This is a genomic window from Amorphoplanes digitatis, from assembly GCF_014205335.1.
GTDB lineage: Bacteria > Actinomycetota > Actinomycetes > Mycobacteriales > Micromonosporaceae > Actinoplanes > Actinoplanes digitatus.
The window spans coordinates 2,957,958-2,979,856 of the sequence record NZ_JACHNH010000001.1 but is presented as its reverse complement, the minus strand read 5'-3'; the positions used below and the strand labels follow the sequence as shown (position 1 = coordinate 2,979,856).

General features: G+C 73.9%; 14 protein-coding genes and 1 pseudogene. 8 read left to right on the top strand and 7 right to left on the bottom strand.

Features of this window, described 5'->3' with window-relative positions; translation table 11 throughout:
* Window positions 1-11: 11 nt before the first annotated feature.
* From uca to BJ971_RS12815, 4 genes are all read left to right on the top strand, one after another.
* Window positions 12-3,566 carry an urea carboxylase gene (gene uca, locus BJ971_RS12830; RefSeq protein WP_184992814.1) on the top strand — a complete coding sequence of 1,185 codons (3,555 nt, stop codon included), beginning with the start codon at window positions 12-14 and terminating at the stop codon, window positions 3,564-3,566.
* Window positions 3,563-5,230 (top strand): allophanate hydrolase, encoded by a 1,668-nt coding sequence (gene atzF / locus BJ971_RS12825; protein WP_184992812.1) that lies wholly within the window; start codon window positions 3,563-3,565, stop codon window positions 5,228-5,230. The genes uca and atzF overlap by 4 nt, the downstream gene beginning before the upstream one ends.
* A gap of 74 nt (window positions 5,231-5,304) precedes the next feature.
* Window positions 5,305-6,915: an FAD-dependent oxidoreductase gene (locus BJ971_RS12820; protein WP_184992810.1), complete on the top strand. Its 1,611-nt coding sequence runs from the start codon at window positions 5,305-5,307 to the stop codon at window positions 6,913-6,915.
* 12 nt (window positions 6,916-6,927) lie between these two features.
* Window positions 6,928-8,154 carry a cytochrome P450 gene (locus tag BJ971_RS12815; protein ID WP_184992808.1) on the top strand — a complete coding sequence of 409 codons (1,227 nt, stop codon included), beginning with the start codon at window positions 6,928-6,930 and terminating at the stop codon, window positions 8,152-8,154.
* A 46-nt stretch (window positions 8,155-8,200) separates the two neighbouring features.
* On the opposite strand, the gene BJ971_RS12810 is transcribed toward BJ971_RS12815, so the two are convergent.
* From BJ971_RS12810 to BJ971_RS12800, 3 genes and pseudogenes are all read right to left on the bottom strand, one after another.
* The gene (locus BJ971_RS12810) at window positions 8,201-9,025 is read right to left on the bottom strand and encodes a glycosyltransferase family 2 protein (RefSeq protein WP_184992806.1); all 825 of its coding nucleotides are present in this window, start codon (window positions 9,023-9,025) and stop codon (window positions 8,201-8,203) included.
* Between the two features lie 131 nt (window positions 9,026-9,156).
* A pseudogene (locus tag BJ971_RS12805) lies at window positions 9,157-10,107 on the bottom strand (hydroxyacid dehydrogenase); the annotation flags it as partial.
* Between the two features lie 61 nt (window positions 10,108-10,168).
* A complete protein-coding gene (locus BJ971_RS12800) occupies window positions 10,169-10,960 on the bottom strand; it encodes an AfsR/SARP family transcriptional regulator (protein WP_260414936.1) in 792 nt (263 codons plus the stop codon).
* A 208-nt stretch (window positions 10,961-11,168) separates the two neighbouring features.
* Here BJ971_RS12800 and BJ971_RS12795 point away from each other — a divergent pair, with 208 nt between their 5' ends.
* From BJ971_RS12795 to BJ971_RS42075, 3 genes are all read left to right on the top strand, one after another.
* A complete protein-coding gene (locus BJ971_RS12795) occupies window positions 11,169-12,065 on the top strand; it encodes a UbiA family prenyltransferase (protein WP_184992799.1) in 897 nt (298 codons plus the stop codon).
* 287 nt (window positions 12,066-12,352) lie between these two features.
* Complete coding sequence (locus tag BJ971_RS12790; protein WP_184992797.1) at window positions 12,353-13,228, top strand: sensor histidine kinase; 876 nt, start codon at window positions 12,353-12,355, stop codon at window positions 13,226-13,228.
* Window positions 13,225-13,911, top strand: a complete 687-nt coding sequence (locus tag BJ971_RS42075) for a response regulator (RefSeq protein ID WP_184992795.1) — start codon at window positions 13,225-13,227, stop codon at window positions 13,909-13,911. Before BJ971_RS12790 ends, BJ971_RS42075 begins: the two co-directional genes overlap by 4 nt.
* Before the next feature lie 12 nt (window positions 13,912-13,923).
* Here the strand turns inward: BJ971_RS42075 and aroF are convergent, their stop codons facing one another.
* Together aroF and BJ971_RS12775 are read right to left on the bottom strand one after the other, a co-directional pair.
* Entirely contained in the window at window positions 13,924-15,030 is a 1,107-nt protein-coding gene (gene aroF, locus BJ971_RS12780) for a 3-deoxy-7-phosphoheptulonate synthase (protein WP_184992793.1), read from the bottom strand.
* A 47-nt stretch (window positions 15,031-15,077) separates the two neighbouring features.
* Window positions 15,078-18,626: an amino acid adenylation domain-containing protein gene (locus tag BJ971_RS12775; RefSeq protein ID WP_184992791.1), complete on the bottom strand. Its 3,549-nt coding sequence runs from the start codon at window positions 18,624-18,626 to the stop codon at window positions 15,078-15,080.
* 145 nt (window positions 18,627-18,771) lie between these two features.
* Here BJ971_RS12775 and BJ971_RS12770 point away from each other — a divergent pair, with 145 nt between their 5' ends.
* On the top strand, window positions 18,772-19,857 hold the full coding sequence (locus tag BJ971_RS12770) for an AMP-binding protein (RefSeq protein WP_184992789.1): 1,086 nt from the start codon (window positions 18,772-18,774) through the stop codon (window positions 19,855-19,857).
* Window positions 19,858-19,859: 2 nt separating this feature from the next.
* Here BJ971_RS12770 and BJ971_RS12765 read toward each other — a convergent pair whose 3' ends face one another.
* Both BJ971_RS12765 and BJ971_RS12760 read right to left on the bottom strand, forming a co-directional pair.
* Complete coding sequence (locus tag BJ971_RS12765) at window positions 19,860-20,444, bottom strand: anthranilate synthase component II (RefSeq protein WP_184992787.1); 585 nt, start codon at window positions 20,442-20,444, stop codon at window positions 19,860-19,862.
* Entirely contained in the window at window positions 20,441-21,895 is a 1,455-nt protein-coding gene (locus BJ971_RS12760) for an anthranilate synthase component I family protein (RefSeq protein ID WP_184992785.1), read from the bottom strand. The genes BJ971_RS12765 and BJ971_RS12760 overlap by 4 nt, the downstream gene beginning before the upstream one ends.
* Between the last annotated feature and the right edge of the window lie 4 nt (window positions 21,896-21,899).

Here is a 21,899-nt window from a genome sequence, read left to right as displayed (position 1 = left end):
GGCCCGCTCCCATGTTCGACACCCTGCTCGTCGCCAACCGCGGCGAGATCGCCTGCCGGATCATCCGCACCGCGGAGAGGATGGGCCTCAAGACCGTCGCGGTCTTCTCCGACCCGGACCGGGCCGCCCCGCACGTGCGGATGGCCGACCTGGCCGTGCGCCTGGGCCCCGCACCGGCCCGCGACAGCTATCTGCTCGTCGACCGGGTGCTCGACGCCGCGCTGTCCACCGGCGCCGGCGCCGTGCACCCCGGCTACGGCTTCCTCTCCGAGGACGCCGGATTCGCCACCGCCGTCGAAGAGGCCGGGCTCGCGTTCGTCGGCCCCACCCCGGCGCAACTCACCGCGTTCGGCGCCAAGCACACCGCCCGGAGCCTGGCACAGGCCGCCGGAGTGCCGATGATCGACGGAACCGGCCTGCTCTCCGGCCTCGACGAGGCCCTGGACGCCGCGGAGCGCATCGGCTACCCCGTCATGGTCAAGGCCACCGGCGGGGGCGGCGGCATCGGCATGCAGGCCTGCCACAGCTCCGCCGAGCTGATCGCGGCGTACGACCGGGTCGAACGGATGGCCGTGGCCAGCTTCGGCAGCGGCGGCGTGTTCCTCGAACGGTTCGTGCAGCGCGCCCGCCACGTCGAGGTGCAGGTCTTCGGCGACGGCGCCGGCCGCGTGGTCGTGCTCGGCGACCGCGATTGCAGCCTGCAACGGCGCAACCAGAAGGTGATCGAGGAAGCGCCCGCGCCGGGTCTGCCCGACGCGGTCCGCGAGCTGCTGCACACCTCGGCGGCGGCGCTGTGCGCGGGAGTGGACTACCGCTCGGCGGGCACCGTCGAGTTCGTCTACGACGCCGAACGCGAACAGGCCTCGTTCCTCGAGGTGAACGCCCGCCTACAGGTCGAGCACCCGGTCACCGAGGAGACCTGCGGCGTCGACCTCGTCGAGTGGATGCTGCGCCTCGCTCAGGGCGACGACACCGTCCTCGACACCCCGCGCGGGGCGGCCGGTGCCGCCGTCGAGGCCCGCGTCTACGCCGAGGACCCGACACAGGGGCACCGCCCCAGCGCCGGCCTGGTCACCAGCGTGCGGTTCCCGGACGACGTGCGCGTCGACGGCTGGGTGGAGGCCGGTACCGAGGTGTCCACCTCGTACGACCCGATGCTCGCCAAGGTCATCGTCACCGGCGCCACCCGCGACGAGGCGTACGCGAAGCTCCGCACCGCCCTCGCGGCCACCCGCGTGGACGGCATCGAGACCAACCTCGGCCTGTTGCGCGCCGCGGCCGCCGACGAGAGCGTGCTGGCCGCCCGGCACTGCACCGCCACCCTCGCCGGCGTGCACGACGCCGAGCCGCGCATCGTCGTCGAACGACCCGGCACGCTGACCGCGGTGCAGGACTGGCCCGGCCGTACCGGCCTGTGGGAGGTCGGTGTCCCGCCGTCCGGGCCGATGGACGACCTCTCGTTCCGCCTCGGCAACCGCGCCCTCGGCAACCCCGAGGGCGCACCCGGCCTGGAATGCACCGTCGACGGCCCGGCCCTGCGCTTCACCGCGGCGGCCCAGGTCTGCGTCACCGGCGCCGCCGCGCCGGTCACCGTCGACGGCGTGCCCGTACCCCGCTGGACGCCCGTGCACGTACCGGCCGGCGGCGTGCTGGACGTCGGCAAGGCCGCCGACGGCGGGCTGCGCAGCTACATCCTGGTCGCCGGCGGCCTCGACCTGCCGGAGTACCTGGGCAGCGCCGCCACCTTCACCCTCGGCCAGTTCGGCGGCCACGGCGGGCGCACCCTGCGCCTCGGCGACGTCCTGCGCCACCGCGAACCCACCGGGCCGGTCGCCGGCCCGGTGCCCCTCGACCAGCGCCCGAGCATCGGGCGGGACTGGCGGATCGCCGTCACCGAGGGGCCGCACGCCGCACCCGAGTTCTTCCTCCGCGAGGACATCGACGCGTTCTACGCCGCGCAGTGGCAGGTCCACTTCAACTCCGCCCGCACCGGCGTGCGCCTGGTCGGCCCCAAACCGCGCTGGGCGCGCACCGACGGCGGCGAGGCCGGGCTGCACCCGTCGAACATCCACGACACCCCGTACTCGGTCGGCGCCGTCGACTTCACCGGCGACGTGCCCATCCTGCTCGGGCCCGACGGCCCCAGCCTCGGCGGATTCGTCTGCCCGGCCACCGTGATCACCGCAGAACGCTGGAAACTCGGCCAGCTCAGCCCCGGCGACACCGTCCGGTTCGTGCCCGTCTCCGACGACACCGCCCTGCGACTGCGTGCCCGGCCACTGGCCCCGGTGACGCCGCTGACCACCGGCGACGACGGCGTCCTCGCCCGCCGCGAGCACACCGACACCGCACCGGCGGTCACCTACCGCCGCTCCGGCGACGACAACCTGCTCGTCGAGTACGGGCCGATGACCCTCGACCTCGGCCTGCGGATGCGCGGGCACGCGCTGATGGACCGGCTCCGCGCCGAGGGCCTGCCGGGCGTCGTCGACCTCACCCCCGGCATCCGGTCGCTCCAGATCCACGTCGACCCCGGCCGCCTGCCCGTACGCCGGCTGCTCGGCCTGGTCCGCGAGATCGAGGACGAACTGCCCGCCACCCGCGAGCTCGCCGTGCCCAGCCGGACGGTGCACCTGCCGCTGTCCTGGGACGACCCGGCCACCCGGGAGGCGATCGCCCGCTACATGGCCGGCGTCCGCGACGACGCACCCTGGTGCCCGTGGAACATCGAGTTCATCCGCCGGGTCAACGGCCTCGACAGCGTCGACGACGTCTACCGCACCGTCTACGACGCCAGCTACCTCGTCCTCGGCCTCGGCGACGTCTACCTCGGCGCCCCGGTCGCCACCCCCCTCGACCCGCGGCACCGCCTCGTCACCACGAAGTACAACCCGGCCCGCACCTGGACGCCGGAGAACGCGGTCGGCATCGGCGGCGCCTACCTGTGCGTCTACGGCATGGAGGGGCCCGGCGGCTACCAGTTCGTCGGCCGCACCGTGCAGGTGTGGAACCGGTGGCGGCGCGAACCCGGCGACCCGTGGCTGCTGCGCCACTTCGACCGGATCTCCTGGTACCCGGTCGGCGCCGAGGAGCTGCTCGACCTGCGCGCCGACGTCGCGGCCGGGCGGCACCGGCTGCGCATCGACGAGGGCACCTTCCGGCTCGCCGACCACGAGGACTTCCTCGCCGCGAACGCCGCCTCCATCGCGGACTTCCGGGCGGCGCAGGCCGCCGCCTTCGGGCAGGAGCGGGAGGCGTGGGCCGCCGCCGGTGAGTTCGACCCGCGGCCCGAGCCCGAGGCGCCGCCGGCCGCCGGCGAGGTGACCGTTCCCGACGGCGGTGTGCTGATCGAGGCGCCGTTCATGTCCAGCGTGTGGCGCATCGACGTGCGCCCCGGCGACCGGGTCACCGCCGGGCAGCCGCTGCTCGCGCTGGAGGCCATGAAGCTGGAGAGTGTGGTCACCGCACCGCAGGACGGCGAGGTCGCCGACGTCCTCGTCACCCCCGGCAGCCAGGTGGCGCCGGGCAGCCCGCTGCTCGTTCTCGCCGGAAGGACCACCGCATGACCCCGCAGGACCGCGTCCGTGACGCCTACGCCCGGCTCGCCCTCGGCGAGCGACCCGAAGCGTGGATCACCCTGCGCGACGAACAGGACGTGCTGGCCGAGGCGGCGGCCCTGGAGGCACGCCTGGCGGCGGGCGAGACCCTGCCGCTCGCCGGGTCGATGCTGGCGGTCAAGGACAACATCGACGTGGCCGGGCTCGAGACGACGGCGGGATGCCCGGGGTACGCCTACCTGCCGTCGCGCAGCGCACCGGCCGTCCAGCGGCTCGTCGACGCGGGCGCGATCGTGCTGGGCAAGACCAACCTGGACCAGTTCGCGACCGGGCTCGTCGGTACCCGCAGCCCGTACGGCGCGGTGCGCGACGCCCGCGATCCGCGGCGGGTCTCCGGCGGATCCAGCTCCGGATCGGCCGTGGTCGTGGCGCTGGGCATCGCCGACCTGGCGCTCGGCACCGACACCGCGGGCTCCGGGCGGGTGCCGGCCGCCTTCCAGGGCATCGTCGGTATCAAGCCGACCCGCGGCCTGGTGCCCACCGAGGGGGTCGTGCCCGCCTGCCGCAGCCTCGACTGCGTCACCGTCTTCGCCCGCACCCTCGGCGCGGCGCAACAAGCGATCACGATCATGAGCGATGCGGTGTGGCCGGCGGACGCGCCCCTCGCCGCCCCGCCTCAGCCGGTGGTCGCGGTTCCGGACCGCGACGAGCTCACCGCCCTGTCCGAGGAGTGGCGCGACGCCTTCGAACAGGCGGCAAAGATCCTGGAGACCGGCGGCGCCCGGCTGCGGCCGATCCGGCTCGCACCGTTCCTCGACGCCGCGAAACTGCTCTACAGCGGCGGCTTCGTCGCCGAACGCTACGCCGCCGTCGGCGCCTTCATCGACGAGCACCCCGACGGCGTCGACCCGACCGTCGGGGCGATCATCTCCGCGGCCCGGGACATCCCCGCACACGTGCTCGTCGCCGACACCGAGCGCCTGGAGAAGCTGCGCGGGGAGGCGATGGCCGAGTGGGGCGACGCGGACGCGCTGCTGCTGCCCACCGCCCCGATCCACCCCACCATCGCGGAGGTCGCCGCGGATCCGGTCGGCGTCAACGCGCTCGTCGGCACGTACACCAACTTCTGCAACCTCTTCGGCCTCGCCGCCGTCGCCGTACCCGCCGGCGAGACCGGCGACGGGCCCTTCGGCGTCCAGGTGATCACCCGCGGCTTCGCCGACGCGGTCGCGGCCGGCGTCGCCGCGCTGCTGACCGGTTCACCCGCGCCGGCACCGGCCGCCGCCGGCCTACGGCTGCTCGTCGTCGGTGCGCACCTGACCGGCCAGCCGCTCAACTCGCAGCTCACCGCCGTCGGCGCCCGCTACGCCGGCCGGGTCCGCACCGCACCGGAGTACCGCCTGCACGCCCTGCCCACCGAACCGCCGAAGCCGGGCCTGGTCCGGGTCGCCGCCGGCGGCGCGAGTATCGAGGGCGAGGTGTGGGAGCTTCCCCCGGCCGCGCTCGGCCCGTTCCTCGCCGCCCTGCCGGAACCCATGGTCCTGGGCAAGGTGCGGCTCGCCGACGGCACCTCCGTCACCGGCTTCCTCTGCGAGACCGCCGCCGTCGAGGGCGCACCCGACATCACCGCACACGGCGACTGGCTCGCCTACCTCGCCTACCGGGAATGCTGAGGCACAGGCCCGGTACGGTACCCGGAAGGGCCGTTCTGTGCCGATTCGCCTGGCTGGCCGCTTAGCCTGGAGCGATGCATGTAGTGGTGGACCTGACCAAGTGCGAGGGGTACGCGCAGTGCGCGTTCCTCGCCCCGGAGGCGTTCCGGATGGTCGGCGACGAGGCGCTGATGTTCGACCCGGCGCCCCCCGACGAGCTGCGGGAGAAGGTCCTGCGGGCAGCCGCGGCCTGCCCGGTGCAGGCACTGCAGGTCGACGTGGCCGATCTGCCGGCACCGCCGCCGGTGGAGACGATGGCGGCGGCCAAGGGCGAACCCTTGCGCCGCGAGGGCCGCATCGTGATCGTGGGTGCGTCGCTGGCCGGGTTGAAGGCGGCGGAGCGGCTGCGTGCCGAGGGGTTCACCGGCTCGCTGACCATGATCGGCGACGAGCCGGACGAGCCCTACGACCGGCCGCCGTTGTCCAAGCAGGTGCAACTCGGCTGGGCCCACTCGGCCGACACCGCGCTGCCGCGGCGGCGCGAGATCGACGCCGACTGGAAGCGCGGCGTCGCCGCGACCGCGCTGGACCTGGAACGCAACGTGGTGAGCCTCGCCGACGGGCAGGAGGTCGGGTTCGACCGGCTGCTGATCAGCACCGGGGTGCGGGCCCGCCCGTGGCCCGTGCCCCAGGAGGCCGCGCTCGACGGCGTGTTCACGATCCGCACCCAAGCCGACGCCGCCGTGCTGCGCGAGCGGCTGATGAACAAGCCGAATCGGGTGCTGATCATCGGCTCCGGGTTCACCGGCTCCGAGATGGCCTCGGTCTGCGTGGACCTGGGCATCCCGGTGACCGTGGCCGAGGCCGGGCCCGCCCCGCTGGTCGGCGCGCTGGGTGGGGTGATCGGCCGGATCTCGGCGGGGATCATGCGCGAGCACGGCGTCGACCTGCGTACCAACACCAGGCTCAACTCGCTGCGGGGCGAGGACGGCAGGCTGCGCCGGGCGCAGCTGTCCGACGGCACCACCATCGACGTCGACGTGGCCGTGGTCGCGCTCGGCGGCATCCGCAACGTGGAGTGGCTCGAGGGCTCCGGCCTGGCCGTCGGCGTCTGGGGGGTGGCCTGCGACGCGGGCTGCCGCGCGTTCGACGCCAACGGCCTCGTGACCGACAACGTGTTCGTCGCCGGGGACGTGGCGCGCCAGCCGCAGCCGATGTTCGGCTACCAGTTCCTGTCCATGGAGCACTGGGGCAACGCGGTCACCCAGGCCGAGGTCGCCGCGCACAACATGATCAGCAGCGGGAGCGACCGCTGGCCGCACCTGGAGGTGTCGGCGTTCTGGTCGCTGCAATTCGGCCACAACATCAAGTCGGTGGGTGTGCCACCGATGGCGGATCAGATCGCCATCACGCAGGGCTCCGTGGAAAGCCGCCACTTCGTCGCCGCGTACGGCTACAAGGGCCGCGTCGTCGGCGCGGTCAGCTGGAACCAGGGCAAGTGGCTCGGCTTCTACCAGCAGCTGATCGAGCAGGCGGCGCCGTTCCCGCCCCCGTACGACATGATCGATCCGCCGCCGGACCGCACCCCGGTACCCGCCGAGTTCCCGGAGATCGCACGCCCGGGCCGCGACGCGACCGTCGTGGTCACCGGCCACGACCCCAGCGAGCGCCGCGCCACCCTCGTCCGCACCGCCCGCCGGCACTGAGCAGGAACAACGATGACCGAACCCAGCCTTTACGACCAGATCCTCGACTTCGCCAACCGGGCCGACCCGTGGCCGCTGTACGAGAAGCTGCGCTCCCAGCCGGTATGGCAGGAAGCCGACGGCACGTTCGTGGTCAGCACCTTCCGCGAGATCTACGCGCTCCAGCACGACCCGCGCCTGAGCTCGGACCTGACCAACCTGCTACCGGAGTTCGCCGCGAAACTACCGCCCGCGCAAGGGCCCGGCGGCGCACCGCCCAGCTTCCTCGTCAGTGACCCGCCCCGGCACGACACACTGCGCCGCGTCGCGATGCGCCAGTTCGGCCCGCCGCACCGGCCCGACCTGATCGACAAGATGGCACCGGCGCTGAAGGCCATCGTCACCGGGCTCATCGACAATCTCGCCGACAAGCAGGGCGCCGACCTCGTCGATGACGTGGCGTATCCCTTTCCGGTGGCGGTCATCTGCCACCTGCTCGGGGTGCCACCCGAGGACGAGCCCCGGTTCAGCGCCTGGGTGGACCCGATCGTCAACGCCCTGGCCAGACCCACGCCCGAGCAGCTCCAGGCACGCACCGACGCGCGGCAGCACATGTCGAACTACCTGTTCGAGCTGGCGCAGCGCCGCCGTGCCGAGCCCGGCGAGGACATGATCTCCGGCTACCTCACCGACGACGGCCCGGACGGGCGCCTGGAGGGCGGCGACCTGTTCTCCACGCTGATGCTGCTGTTGGTCGCGGGCCACGAGACCACCGTCAACCTGATCACCAACGGCTGGCTGACCCTGCAGCGCCACCCCGAGGTTCTCCAGCGGCTGCGCACCGAACCGGGCTTCAGCATCCGCCTGGTCGAGGAGCTGCTGCGCTACGAGCCGTCAGTGCACATCCTGCCGTTCCGGACCGCGGTCGCCGACATCGCGATCGGCGACACCACGATCCGCAAGGGCCACCCGATCGCGGTGATGCTCGCCTCGGGCAACCGCGACCCGGAACAGTTCCCGCACCCGGACCGGTTCGACCCCGACCGCACCGACACCGTCCACCTGTCGTTCGCCACCGGAATCCACTACTGCCTCGGCGCCCCGCTGGCCCGGCTGGAGGCACAGTTCGCCCTCACCCAGCTCGCCAAACGGCTACGGAATCCCCGCGTGCTCGCCGACCCGCCCCCGTACCGGCCCAGTCCCGTGCTGCGCGGCCCGATCCACCTCCCGATCGCCTTCGACGAAGTGTGCCCTGCCTGACCATCCCGGGCGTTCGGCAGAGCTACGACGTCATCATCAGCGGGCCTCAGGCCGCGTGCGCGAGGGGGCGGGCCGGGGCGGCGGTGGGGCGGTAGTGGTTGTCGCGGAGGCGGCCGTAGATGACGAACGTGTCGCGGATGGTGCGCACGATGCTCTTGGTGGTGACCGTCGAGCCGGCGACCCGCTCCTCGAGCCGGACCGGCAGCGCCTTCAGGTCGTCGATGCCGGCGGCGCCGGCCGCGACGAACAGCTCCAGGTCGAAGGCGAAGCGGCGCTCCCGCAGACGGGGCAGCACGGTCGCCAGCACGTCCCGGCGCACGATCTTGCAGCCGGTCTGCGTGTCGCGGACGTCGAGGCCGAACAGGCCGGTGACCAGCGTCGAGTAGCTGACCGAGACCAGCTTGCGGAAGCCGGACGCGCCGCTGACCGAGCCGGCGTGGCGCTTGTCGGCGTAGACCACGGCGTGGCCGCCGGTACGGGCGACGGCTAGGTAGTCGACCAGGTGCTGCGGATCGATGTCGCCGTCGGCGTCGACGAAGCCGATCCAGGCGCCGCGGGCGGAGGCGAAGCCGCGGTGCAGCGCGGCGCCCTTGCCCTGGTTGATCGGGATGTCGATGACCCGGACGCCGGCCAGGCCGCCGAGGGTCTGCGCCGAGCCGTCGGTGGAACCGTCGGAGACCGCGATCACCTCGAAGGCGACCCGGGCGTCGGTGAGGCAGGCGACCAGGCGCTCGACCGTGCGGCGCAGCGCCGGGCCCGGGTTGTAGAACGGGACCACCACGGTCAGCTCGACGTCGGCGGTGGTCTGCTCCCAGTTCAGGGAGAGGTTGTCGGTGCCGGCGGTGGGGAGGAGCTCCAAGGTCGCGTTCATGCCCGACCAGATCGGGCCGCTACCTCAAGACAACCTCAGGCCGTCCTCAAACACCGGGCAAGGAAACGGGCGGCATCCGCGCCGAGCGGGACATCAGGGCCGAATCAGCCCACGGCGGGTGTGGCGGCGCGCCCGGCCGGCCGGTTGACCGCGTCGGCGACCGGGTCGCCCCGCAGCGCCAGGCGTACGTTCTCGGCGACCATCACCCCGGCCTTGGCCTGTGCCTCCGCCGTCGCGGCGCCCAGGTGCGGCGTGGCGACGACGGCGTCGAGGTCGAGCAGCGGCGAGTCGGTGCACGGTTCGGCGGCGAACACGTCGATGCCGGCGCCGGCCACCCGGCCGCCGGTGATGGCGGCGGCCAGCGCGTCCTCGTCGACGAGGCCGCCCCGGGCGGTGTTGACGATGCGCACGCCCGGCTTCACCCGGCCGAGCTCGGCCGCGCCGAGCAGGCCCGTCGTCTCGGGCGTCCGGGGTACGTGCAGCGAGATGAAGTCGCTGCGGGCCAGGAGCTGGTCCAGCGTGACCAGGCTGACGCCGACCCGGGCCGCGCGCTCGGCGGTGGCGTACGGGTCGTACCCGATCAGCCGGGCGCCGAAGGCCGCCATCCGCTGCGCGAACAGCACGCCGACCCGGCCCAGCCCGATGACGCCGACGGTCTTGCCGGCGATCTCGACCCCGGTGTACCGGGACCGCTCCCAGCGCCCCTCGCGCAGGGCGGTGCCGGCGTTGACGGTGTGCCGCGAGACGGCGAGCAGCAGCGCGACCGCCTGTTCGGCGGCGGAGACGACGTTGGCGGTCGGCGCGTTGACGACCAGCACCCCGCGGTCGGTGGCCGCCTCGACGTCGATGTTGTCGACGCCGACGCCCGCGCGGGCGACAACGGACAGCCGGCGACCGGCGGCGAGTGCCTCGGCGTCGACCCGGGTCGCGCTGCGGACGATGATCGCGTCCGCCTCCGGCAGCGCCGCGAGCAGCGCCGCGCGGTCGGTACCGGAGACGTGGCGTACGTCGAAGTCGTCGGCCAGCGCGTCCCGCGCCTCGGCGGCGATTTCCTCGGCGATCAGCACGACCTGCTCGCTCATCCCATCCTCCCGGCTGTCGTGGTGTGGTGCCCGACTGTGGGACGCGGCGGTTCCCCGGCGGTTACGCGGTCAGGGAGACCGGCTGGAGCGAGGGCGCGGCGGGCGCCGGCTCGGAGCCGAGCAGCCGGCCGGAGAGCGCCAGTTCGAAGATCTTCCGGGTACGGTGCGACGGCGCGGCGTCGAGCCCGTCCCGCAGCCGCTGCGCGCAGAGGTCGTGCCAGTTGCGCACCTGGCCCAGCTCGCCGAGCATGCCGTGCACCACGAAGAGGTTCTGGTACGCCTCCTCGAGGAACGGATCGATCGACAGGATCCGCCGGCACCAGGTGATCACGGCACCGGGGTCGCTGCGGCGCATCGCGTCGGCGCGCAGGTGGTTGAGCGAGCCGAGGACCATCGAGCGGGCCCACTGGCGCTGCTCCTCGGCCCACTGCACCGCCTCGCCGTCCAGGAAGTCGCCCCGGTAGAGGGTGATCGCCCGGTGGTGCGCGGCGAGGGCTCCGCCGGGGTCGCCGTCGCGCTCGGCGGCGCGGGCCGCCTCGATGGCCGCCTCGAACTGCTCGATGTCGATCCACACGCCCTCGCAGCGCAGCAGGTAGCCGACGTCCTGGTAGGAGATGCTGACCTCGTCGGTGCCGAGGATGCGGCGCAGGGCGTGCGCCGCGACCTTGAGCGAGGTGGACCGGTCGCCGTCGCCGTCCGGCCACAGCACCTCGTAGAGGCGGTCCCGCGGCACCACCTGACCCCGGTTGAACAAAAGGAATTGAAAGAGGTTACGGGCCTTTCCGGCGCGCCAGGATTCCACTGGTGTCCCGGCAATCGTCACCGAGAAATCACCGAGGCTTCGTACAACCATGAGGGGGGTGGTGTCGCGGTACATCGGCCGTCCTTCCGTATTCGTCAAGACTGTTTCGGATGCGACGGAGCTCATGCCGCTCACGCTAGGAACCGCGAATTCGGGCAGACAAGTAGCACGCCCCGAAGTGGGTACTCCTGCGGACGCAGGTCGCAGTACGACTACGACTTTCGGGGTGGGCGCGCCGCTACGACGAAGGGAATGCATCATGCCGAAGGAACGTGCGGCGGCTTTCCGGTACGTGCGGGCGCTGTGGCTGTCGCTTCGCGAGGCCCGGCCGCAGGTTCAGCTGATCTTCGTGCTGCGCTTCGCGACCGCCGCCGCGCTCGCCCTGCTCAGCGGCGCCGCGCCGGGGCCGGCCATCGTCGCCGGGGCCGCCGCCTGGTTCCTGCTGACCTGGGCCATCTATCTGGTCAACGGGATCGGCGACATCGTGGAGGACCGCGCCAACGGCTCCGCGCGCCCGATCGCCCGGGGTGACCTGAGCCCGGCCGCGGCGAGCCGGATCGCCTGCGGCCTGTCCGTCGCCGGGCTGGCGGTCGCCGCGGCGGTGTCGCCGCTGCTGGTTCTGCTTGGCGCCGGGCAGCTGCTGCTCGGCTGGGCGTACTCGATGGGGCCGGCGCCGTTGAAGCGGGTGACCGCGCAGGCCGTGGTGGCCGTCGTGCTGGCCGGCCTGCTGACCTATGCGGCCGGCGTGGTGTCCGCGGGCGGCCGGCCGGAGAAGCACCTGCTGCTGTTCCCGGTGATGATGGCACTGTGGATGGCGGTCGGCGGCGTCACCAAGGACCTGTCGGACGTCCGGGGCGATCGCCTGGCCGGGCGCCGTACGCTGCCGATCCTGCTCGGTGAGCGGCGCGCCCGCCGGGTCATGGCGCTGGTCGCGGGCGCCGTCGCGGGCGGCTTCGTGGTGCTGGCCGCCGACTCGCCGCCGACCGTGCGCCTCGCCTCCTGGCTGGTCCTGCTCGGCGCCGTGGTACTGGCGTGGGTGGTGTGCACGCCGGCCGGCCGGGACGACGTTTTCCGCCGTCGATGGCCCTACCGAATTTTCATGGCGACCCAGTACATCGCCCACATATCGGTACTTCTCAGGTTTGCATCGGCTTGAGCGCTGACGGAAACTACGAGGCAGGGGTCGGATTTAGCGCTCGCCTTACGGGGGGCACGCTGAGAGGTGTTGTGGTCGGGGCGAGGGTCGACGCATCGGAGCATGGTGTTCCTCCTGCTCTCCGGTCCGAAATCCTGGCCGCCTATGAGGCCCGGCTGGAATCCACCGGAAATCCCATTCACGCCGATCCGCACGCATTAGGGCAGGCCCTGCGCCAGGCCGAGGCGGTGATCGAGGACGTAGCCAATTATCGAAACAGCGGCACCACCGATGTCGGATCGAAATCGGTGGCCGTCTCCCTGGACGTCGGCACCGACCGCGCCGAGCACGGCGTGCACCCGCTGCACTCCCTGCGGGCGGCGACCGCGCTCTTCGAGGCCGCGCTGCCCCCGCTGCTGACACACTTCACCGGCACGACCGTCGCCTCGCCCAGCGCGGCCGGGGACGTCGCGATCACGCTGCACCGCGCGATCATGGTGCGGGTGACCGTCGGCTCGCTGTCCTATGTGGGCTTCCTGCTGGAACAGGTCTACACCTCCCACCTCGAGGAGCGCCGCCGCATCGCCCGGGACCTGCACGACCGGGTCGCGCACGCGATCGGCGTCGGACTCCAGCACTTCGACCTGCACCGGATCTACCAGGAACGCGCCATCGAGGGCGACACCGAGCGCGCCGCCGGCCAGCTGCGCCGGGTCGACCAGTCGCTGCGCGACGCCATCGAGATCACCCGGGGGCTCTCCGACGAGCTGCGCCTGTCCGTCGGGCCGCAGGGCCTCGACCACGCACTGCGCGGCTATCTCGACGCCAACGTGCCGCCCGGCGTCGTGGTCGAGTACACCGCGCGGGGCGACAGCGCGGGCGTGCCGGGGGTGATCGCCGAGGAGGTCTACGTGGTGCTCCAGGAGGCGGTGCGCAACGCGCTGCTGCACTCGGGCACCGACCGGCTGGCGGTGGCGCTGTCGGTCAGCGAGTCGGCCGTCACGGCGGACGTGGCCGACCACGGCCGGGGGTTCGACCGCCGGCCCGAGGACTTCCGCCGCGGCGGCATGCTGTCGATGCGCGAGCGCGTCGAGCTGATCGGCGGCACGATGTCCATCTCGGACAATCCGAGCGGCGGCACGACGGTCCGGGTACACGTGTCGCTGCCGGGCAGTGGACCGTGACGGACCGACCGGGCGCTACCCGCCGGAAGGTCCGGGTGGTGCTCGCCGACGACCACACGCTGTTCCGCGAGGGGCTGCGCGAGCTGCTGGAGACCGATCCCGACTGCTCGGTGGTCGGCGAGGCCGGCAACTCCGACGACGCGCTGGCGCTGGTCGAGCGCCTGCGGCCGGACGTGCTGCTGCTCGACGTGGAGATGCCGGGCCCGGGCGCGGCGGCCGTCATCGACCGGCTGGCCCGCAGCCGGTCCACGACCCGCGTGATCATCGTGACCATGCACGAGAATCCCGCGATCGTGCACGACCTGCTGGAGCGCGGCGCCAACGCGTTCCTGGTCAAGACCATCGCCGGCGAGGAGCTGATCGCGGCGGTGCACTCGGTCAACCGCGGCCGCGACAACGTGCTGCTCTCGGTGTCGCGCGACACCATGGACCGGCTGGACGGCTCCCGCGGGCGGATCGAGCCGGCCCAGCAGCCGCTGACCGCCCGGGAACTCGACGTGCTGCGCCTGGTCGCCAAGGCCTTCAGCAACGGGCAGGTCGCGGCCCGGCTCGGGATCACCGAGAGCACCGTGAAGCGGCACCTGACCAACGTGTACGCCAAGCTCCAGGCCGTCTCGCGGGTCGACGCGATCCGCAAGGCGGTCGGCGCGAAGCTGCTGTCCGAGGACGACCGCCTGCGCTGACCGCCGTACCGGTCACCGCCAGCGCACGCGGGCCGAGGCGACCGTGCCCGCCGGGTCGCCGGTCAGCACGAGCTCCCGCTGCCGGTCGTTGCGCTCGGACATCGTCGGGCCGGCCGTGCGCCCGGCGACCCGCGCGACGTTCACCACACCGTCGATGAGCTCCGGCAGCCGGCTGGTCGGCAGCGCCTGCTTGCCGTCGCACAGCGCGGCGGCGGGATCGCTGTGTGTCTCCACGATGATCCCGTCGGCGCCGCACGCCGCGGCCGCGAGCGCGAGCGGGATGACCCGCGCGGTCTCGCCCGCGGCGTGGCTCGGGTCGACGATGATCGGCAGGTGGCTGCGCTCCTTGAACACCGGCACCGCGCCGATGTCGAGGGTGAACCGGTACCCGGTCTCGAAGGTGCGGATGCCGCGCTCGCAGATCACCACGTCGGTGTTGCCACCGTCCAGGATGTACTCCGCCGCCATCAGCGTCTCGTCGATGCTGGCCGCCAGTCCGCGCTTGAGCAGGACCGGGGTCCGCAACGTGCCGAGCTCGCGCAGCAGCGCGAAGTTCTGCATGTTGCGGGCGCCGACCTGGAGCATGTCGACGCAGGGCAGCATCGCGGGCAGGTCACGCACGTCGAGCACCTCGGTGACGATCGGCAGGCCGGTCACCCGGCGTGCCTCCGCGAGCAGCTCCAGGCCGCGGCGGCCGAGGCCCTGGAAGGCGTACGGCGAGCTGCGCGGCTTGAACGCGCCGCCGCGCAGGGCGTGCCCGCCGGCGTCCCGGACGGCGTGGCCCACCTCCATCAGCTGATCGTGGTTGTCCACCGAGCAGGGCCCGGCGATGACCGTGAACTGGCCCGGGCCGAACGCGGCCTCGCCCAGTGCCACGGTGCTCGGCCGGCCCATCCGGGACTGCACCGAGGCGCGCGGGTAGTCGCCCTGCACCCGGGCGACGTGCCTGACCTGGGGCAGGTGACCCACCGCCCGGTCGACCACGGCCAAGTCACTTACCGTGGAGAGCAGGCTGGGCGAGTGCTCCCGGACCTCACCGCAGGAGCGGCGGATCAGGGCGGCAGCCTGCTGCTGCTCGTTCCGGGTTGAGCTGTCCGTCAATACGACAAGCACGGTCATCGGAAGTTCACCTCGCTGAATCTCGGGGGCGGGATGTGGTGCGGGCCTCACGCACCGGCGAGTTCTCCGGTGAACGCCGCGAGCCCGGCGCAGACGGCGGCGTCGATGCCGGCGACGCGCTCCGGGCTCAGTACCGCGGGCTGATAGGTCCAGGTCAGGTGCGGCGCGTCGCCGCCCGGGCGCAGGGTCAGGTCGAGGGGGACGCCGGACAGGGCGTTGGCCCGGAACACCGGCGCATCCCAGCCCTCCCGCTCCGGGTCGTGCTCGCTCACGACGCGGACCGCGAGCACCGGGCCACCGTCGCCCGGCGCGTCACCGCGGGCGGCCGCGTCGCGCAGCTCGGCGGCGCGGTCGGCCGGGCTCGAGTCGCCGGGCTCCGGAACCGCGACCAGCCGGTCCTCCTCCAGCGCGCCGAGCACGTCGTGCGCGGCCTCGGGTACCTCGTCGAGGGGAATCAGGACCCGCGCACCGGAACCACAGGCATCGGCGGCGAGCACCGTGACCAGCCACCGCGGGTCGACCCCGCGCGCGCCGGCGGCCTCCAGCAGGGCCGGCGACATCCCGGCGTCGAGCCGGTGGTGGTGACCGGTGCACGGCGGCGGGTCGCCCGCGGGCGGCGCCGCGGCGGGCGCCCGGCCGGACGCGGTCAGCACGTCGCGGACGGTCAGCTCCGGTGCGGGCAGGTCCAGGTCCTCGTAGCGGTCGGCGAGCAGGCGCGGCAGCACCTCGTCGAGGCCGCGGTCGTCGCTCGCGCGCGCGTCCACCGCCAGGTGCACGGCCAGCACCTCGTCCGGCAGCAGGGTGAGCCGCATCCGGTACGGCGGTCCGGCGCCGTCGAAGCTGGTGGCCAGCAGCTCGGCGCGTACCCCGTCGAGGCGGGACGCGACGGCCGCGTCGTCGAGGCCGCTCAGGTCGAGCACGGGCGGCGCGCCGGGCGGCGCGTCCTGTGCGGGTACGACCCGCTGGCCGCCGTCGGCGTCGAAGGTCAGCCGCAGGGCGTCCTGCTGCGCCACCAGCCGCTGCCACGCCTCGACCAGCCGATCCGGGTCGAGCCACTCCTGGTGCCACTCGGCGTACCGGACGCCAGGGGCGGCGGTCACCGCGAACGGCTCGTACCGGGCCTGCGGGTCGTGCCGCGGTTCCGGCCGCCCGGCCGGTGCGGCGCCGGGCAGCAGTCCGACGAGCGCCGCGACGGTCGGTGTGCGGACCAGTTGGGACATCCGCAGGTTGACCCCGAGTTCGGTGCGCAGGCCGGCGAGCATCCGCATCACCCGCAGCGAGTCGCCGCCGAGCTCGAAGAAGTCGTCGTCGACGCCGACCTCGTCCAGTTCGAGCGTGTCGGCCCAGATCCGGGCGACGTCGCGCTCGGCGGGAGTCGCCGGCGCGCGGTACTCGGTGAACAGGTCGGGGCGGGTCCGCGGCGGCGGCGGCAGCGCGGCCCGGTCGATCTTGCCGTTGGGCGTGGTCTCCAGGTCGCCGACCACGAACGCGGACGGCACCATGTACCCGGGCAGCCGCTCGCGCAGGGCGGCCTGCACCGCGGCGACCCGCGGCGGCGCGGCGCGGTCCGGCTCGATGTACGCCACCAGCCGCCGCTCGCCGGGCACGTCCTCGCGGGCCAGCACGGCGCACTGGCGTACGCCGGGCTGCTCGGCGAGCGCGCCCTCGACCTCGCCGAGGTGCACCCGGTAGCCCCGGATCTTCACCTCGTTGTCGGTCCGGCCGATGATCTCGACCGTGCCGTCCGACCAGTACCGGGCGACGTCCCCGCTGCGGTACAGCACCGGGTACGGGTCGCCGGGCACGTCGTTGGCCAGGAACTTCTCGTCGTCGGCCTCCGGCCGGTTGAGGTAGCCGCGGGACAGGCTCGCGCCGGAGATGTACAGCTCGCCGAGCACGCCCGGCGGCACCGGCTGGTGGTTGGCGTCCAGCACGTAGGTGCGCACGTTGTACACCGGCCGGCCGATCGGCGGCATCCGCCCGCCGGCGCCGGCGCCGGAGCCGGAGCCCAGCTCGGTGAGGTCACAGGTGGCCACGACGGTCGCCTCGGCCGACCCGTACACGTTGAGGACGTGGAACGGCAGCCGCGGGCCGGGCCAGGTGCGCACCCGCTCGCCGGCGATCCGCATGCAGCGCAGCTCGGTGTCGTCCGGCCAGGGCAGCGTCCACAGCCGTTCGGCCATCGCGGTCAGCACCAGCGACTGGCTGATCCGCTGCTCGACCAGCCAGTCGCGCAGCTGCTCGGGCGAGGCGGCGACCGACGGCTCGGGAATGTGCACGGTGCCGCCGGCCAGCAGGATCGGGAAGCAGTCCACCTGCACCAGGCCGAAGCCGGGCGAGCACAGCCAGGTCCCCCGGACCCCGGCGCTCAGCCCGCACTGCTCCCGCAGCACGTGTGCGGTGTTGCGCAGCGGGCCGTGCCGGAGCTGGACGGCCTTGGGCTTCCCGGTCGAGCCCGACGTATACGCGACGTGGCAGACCTCCTCGTCGTGCACCTCGGCGCCGGGGTCGACGGCCGGCGCGTCGCGCCAGGCGTCGCCGTCGACCGCCACGACCGGGCACGGCGGGGTGCCGAGCCGCCCGGACAGGCCCTCGCGGGTCAGCACCGCGGCCGCGGCCGAGTCCTCGACCATGAACTCCAGCCGCTCGCCCGGGTACTCGGGGTCGAGCAGCACCGCGGTCGCCGCCAGCCGGAACACGGCGAGCTGCGACAGCAGGCTCTCCGGGCTGCGCTCGAAGAACACGCCGACCCGGTCGCCGCGGCCGACGCCGAGGCCGGCGAGGTGCTGCGCCAGCCGGTTGGCGTCCTGGTCGAGTCGCCCGTAGGTCAGGGACCGGGCGCCGGACACGACGGCGACCCGCTCGGGCGCCTCGGCGGCGATCCGGGCGATGGCCGCCGGGAACTGCTCGTCGGGCACCGGGCGGGCGGTGTCGTTCCAGCCGTGCAGGATGCGGGCCTCCTCCTCGCCGTCGAGCAGGGAGAGCCGGGCCAGCGACGGCGCGCCGGGCGCGGCGCCGGCGGCAAGCAGCCGGGCGAGATGACCGGCGATCCGCTCGACGTCCCCGCCCGGGATGGTGGCGTCGGCGACCAGGTACCAGCGTCCGTCCCGGCCCGCGACGGCGGTCAGCTCGGCACCGGCGGTGCCGGTGCCGGTGTCGGTGCCGGTGTCGGTGTCGGTGTCGGTGTCGGCGGTGACCACGGCGGCGTGGCACGGCCGCTGCGGGTCGGCGCCGAAGCCGCGCAGCTCGCGCAGCCGCTGCGGCGTCACGGCGCCGAGCTGCCGGGCGGCGTCGGTCAGGTCCGGCACCGCGTCGCGCAGCTCGGCGAACGGCCGGGCGGCGTCGACGGTCAGGCGCAGCACGGTCAGCCGTCCCGGCGCCTGCCCGTCGGCCAGGCCGACGAGCAGCGGGGACTCGCCGCTGTAGCGGTGCAGCAGGGCGGCCAGGCCGGCGACGAGCTCGGCGGCGGAGTACGGGCCACCGGGGATCTCCCGGCCGTCCGGTCCGCCGTCCGGCCCCGCCTCGCGTTCGACGGGCAGGCCGACCAGCCGGGGCACGCCCTCCAGGTGTCGTTCCCAAGCAGCGGTGTCGGGCACGGCCGTCTCCTTCCGGGCACTCCGATGTGGTCCCGGCGGACGCTACGGACGGCTGGTTAGGCACCGGTTACGGCCGCCACGGGTAACCGCGGCCGAACCCGCCGGCACTAGCTTTGCGCGGACGCGATCGGGAGGAGGTCCGCCGATGCCAGCAGCACCGCAGTACCTGCGGATCGTCGTCAACGCGGAACGCCGCTACGGCCTCTGGCCGTTCACCCGCCGGATCCCGCCCGGCTGGGCCGACACCTACTTCGTCGGCAGCCGGATGCGCTGCCTGGCGCAGATCACCGAGCTGACCCGCCACCACGGGCCGGCGCCGTCGCCCGGCGACCACCCGGATGCCGCGGGCCGGACGGCGACCGGGCGGCTCGGCCGGATCACCGCGGCGGCGCCGCACCGGGCCGCCGTGCTGAGCGCCGGGCGCCCGCTCACGTTCGGCGAGCTCGACCGGCGGGCCGGCGCGCTGGCCCGTGCCGTCGCGGAGCGCGGCGTCCGGCGCGGCGAGCTGGTCGGGCTGCGGCTGCGCCCCGGCACCGGCGCCGTCGTCGCGCGGCTGGCGGTGCTCAAGGCCGGCGCGGCGTACCTGCCGATGCGCGACGGGTCGCCGCCCGCGCAGCCGGACCTGCGGCTGATCATCGCGGAGCCGGAGTACGCCGGCCCGGCCCGGCGCCATGGGCTGCCGGTGCTGGTCCGGCGGCGCGACCGGGCGGGCGGCCGGGCGCCGGCGTGGGTCGGCCGGGCGGTGGTGCCCGGCGACCCGGCGTACGTGGTGCCGGGCCCGGCGCCCGGCGGCGGCCTGGTGTTCGACCACGGCCGCCTGGTCCTGGCCGCCGCCGCCGCCACGCACGCCGCGGGCGGGCCGCTGCCCGCCGGCGGGCCGCCGGAGTACTCCGCGCGCAGCCTGGACTGCGACGAGCTGGTCATCTGGGGGCAGCTGCTGCACGGCGAGCCGATCCGGTTCGACGGTCACGGCGTCGCCACGCCGCCGGGCGCGGACGATCCGGACCCGCACCACGCCAGGTGGTACGTGCTCGACGACGACCTGCACCCGGTGCCGGAGGGGCAGCTGTACCTGGCCGCCGACTGGCTCGGCGGCGGCTACGGCGGCGGGCCGACGCGCACCGCCCGATGGCTGCGCCCCGACCCGTTCGACCGGGCCGGGGGCGGGACGATGCTCTGGACCGGCCATCGGGCGCGCCGCGACAACGGCGTGCTGCGCCTCGCCGATTGACCTCACGCCACGGCGAGCGCGCCGCTCACGAAGTTGGTGAGCAGCCGCATGCCGTGCTCGGTGCGGACGCTCTCGGGATGGAACTGCACCGACTCGACCGGCAGGGTGTCGTGGCGCAGCGCCATCACGTAGCCGTCGTCGGCGGCGACGGCGCTGCACCGCAGGCCGGTGCCGGCCAGGCTGTCGCCGTCGACGATCAGGGAGTGGTACCGGGTGACCCGGAAGCCGTCGGGCACGCCGGCGAAGACGCCCCGCCCGTCGTGACTCACCTCGCTGGTCTTGCCGTGCATCAGGTGCGACGCCCGGGCCACCCGGGCGCCGAACGCGCGCCCGATGGCCTGATGGCCGAGGCAGACACCGAGGATCGGCAGCCGGTCGGCGTACGCCCGCACCAGCTCGACGTGGCCGGAGTCGTCCGGATGCCCGGGGCCCGGGCCGAGCAGGATCGCGCCGGCGCCGGTGGCCGGGACGTCGCCGACGCCCAGCTCGCCCGAGCGGACCACCTCGGTATCCACCCCGATGCTCAGCAGGTACTGCCGGATGATGTGCACGAAGCTGTCGAACGCGTCGACCAGCAAGACCTTCATGACAGCAATTCCTCTCCGGTGACCGCCCAGTAGGTGGCGCTCAGCTTGGCCAGGGTCTCCCGCCACTCGCGGTCGGCCCGGGAATCGGCGACCACGCCGGCCGAGGCCCGCGCGGTGTACCGGCCGTCGTCGTGCACGAGGCTGCGGATGCACAGGGCCAGGTCGACGTAGCCGCCGAGCCCGATCAGGCCGAACGCGCCCGCGTACAGGCCGCGCCGGCTGTGCTCCATCGACTCGATGATCTCCATCGCCCGGATCTTCGGTGCCCCGGTCATCGTCCCCGCCGGGAACAGCGCGGCCAGCACGGCGTAGCTGTCCAGCCCCGCGCGCACCGCACCCTCCACCGAGGACACCAGGTGCAGCACGTGCGAGTACGCCTCGACCGACATCGTGTCGGTGACCCGCAGCGTGTCCGGCTCGCAGATCCGGCCGATGTCGTTGCGGCAGAGGTCGACGAGCATGATGTGCTCGGCGATCTCCTTCGGATCCGAGCGCAGCCGCTCCCCGATCTCCTCGTCGCCCGCGCCGCCGGCCGCGCGCGGCGCGGTGCCGGCGATCGGCCGCATCGTTGCCGTGCCGCCCTCGACCCGGACGAAGAGCTCCGGGCTCGCGCTGATCAGCGTCCGGCCGACAAGCGGGGCCATCGACATGTACGGCGACGGGTTGCGCTCGCGCAGCCGGCGGTACACCTCGACCGGGTCGGCGGCGCTGTCGATGGTGACCTGGTGGCCGATCTGTACCTGGTAGATGTCGCCGGCCGCGATGTGTTCGAGGCAGCGGTCGACGGTGTCGTGGTAGTCGGGCCGGTCGATGTCGTCGCTCACCGCGAGCGGCGGCGGCAGGTCCGGCCCGGGCCCGGCGACGCCGCGGGCGGCCGAGCCGGCGAGCAGCGTCATCAGCTCGTCCGCGGGATCGTCGGGCCAGCAGTCGCCGCGGTGCAGCAGCAGCTCGGTCTCTCCCCCGCGCAGGTCGAAGCGGACCAGCCCGCGGTGCAGGACCAGGCAGGCGTCGGGCAGCGGATCGCCCGACTCGATCAGGTACGGCAGCCGCTCGAAGTGCCGCGCCGCGTCGTACCCGAGAAAGGCCAGGAAGCCGAACGAGAACCGGTCGGTCTCCCGCGGCCCGTCGACGAGCTGATGCACCGCCCGGAGGATCTCCTCGAGCCCCTCGGCCCGGGCGGCCCGCTCGCGGGCCAGGTCGCGCAGCGCCGGTATCCCCCCGACCGTGACGTCCTCGCCCTCGACCGAGACCGACAGCAGCTCGCCGAAGCCGACGTAGGCGTGCCGGCAGTCGTCGGCCGGCCCGGCCGGCGACTCGAGCAGGTACACCTGGTCGGGCCCGTACCGTTCCCGCAGGGCCAGGTAGACGGCGAGCGGGTCGCCGGCCGGCACCACGTGCCGCTCGGTGGTCACCCGGACCGCGGCGCGTGGCCGCGGGGATCTGATGGTCATCGGA

What these genes read in the sequence shown, in the direction of transcription:
- uca (WP_184992814.1), top strand. Translation starts at nt 12, where the DNA reads ATGTTCGACACCCTGCTCGTCGCCAACCGCGGCGAGATCGCCTGCCGG.
- atzF (WP_184992812.1), top strand. Translation starts at nt 3,563, where the DNA reads ATGACCCCGCAGGACCGCGTCCGTGACGCCTACGCCCGGCTCGCCCTC.
- BJ971_RS12820 (WP_184992810.1), top strand. Translation starts at nt 5,305, where the DNA reads ATGCATGTAGTGGTGGACCTGACCAAGTGCGAGGGGTACGCGCAGTGC.
- BJ971_RS12815 (WP_184992808.1), top strand. Translation starts at nt 6,928, where the DNA reads ATGACCGAACCCAGCCTTTACGACCAGATCCTCGACTTCGCCAACCGG.
- BJ971_RS12810 (WP_184992806.1), bottom strand. Translation starts at nt 9,025, where the DNA reads ATGAACGCGACCTTGGAGCTCCTCCCCACCGCCGGCACCGACAACCTC.
- BJ971_RS12800 (WP_260414936.1), bottom strand. Translation starts at nt 10,960, where the DNA reads ATGGTTGTACGAAGCCTCGGTGATTTCTCGGTGACGATTGCCGGGACA.
- BJ971_RS12795 (WP_184992799.1), top strand. Translation starts at nt 11,169, where the DNA reads ATGCCGAAGGAACGTGCGGCGGCTTTCCGGTACGTGCGGGCGCTGTGG.
- aroF (WP_184992793.1), bottom strand. Translation starts at nt 15,030, where the DNA reads ATGACCGTGCTTGTCGTATTGACGGACAGCTCAACCCGGAACGAGCAG.
- BJ971_RS12770 (WP_184992789.1), top strand. Translation starts at nt 18,772, where the DNA reads ATGCCAGCAGCACCGCAGTACCTGCGGATCGTCGTCAACGCGGAACGC.
- BJ971_RS12765 (WP_184992787.1), bottom strand. Translation starts at nt 20,444, where the DNA reads ATGAAGGTCTTGCTGGTCGACGCGTTCGACAGCTTCGTGCACATCATC.
- BJ971_RS12760 (WP_184992785.1), bottom strand. Translation starts at nt 21,895, where the DNA reads ATGACCATCAGATCCCCGCGGCCACGCGCCGCGGTCCGGGTGACCACC.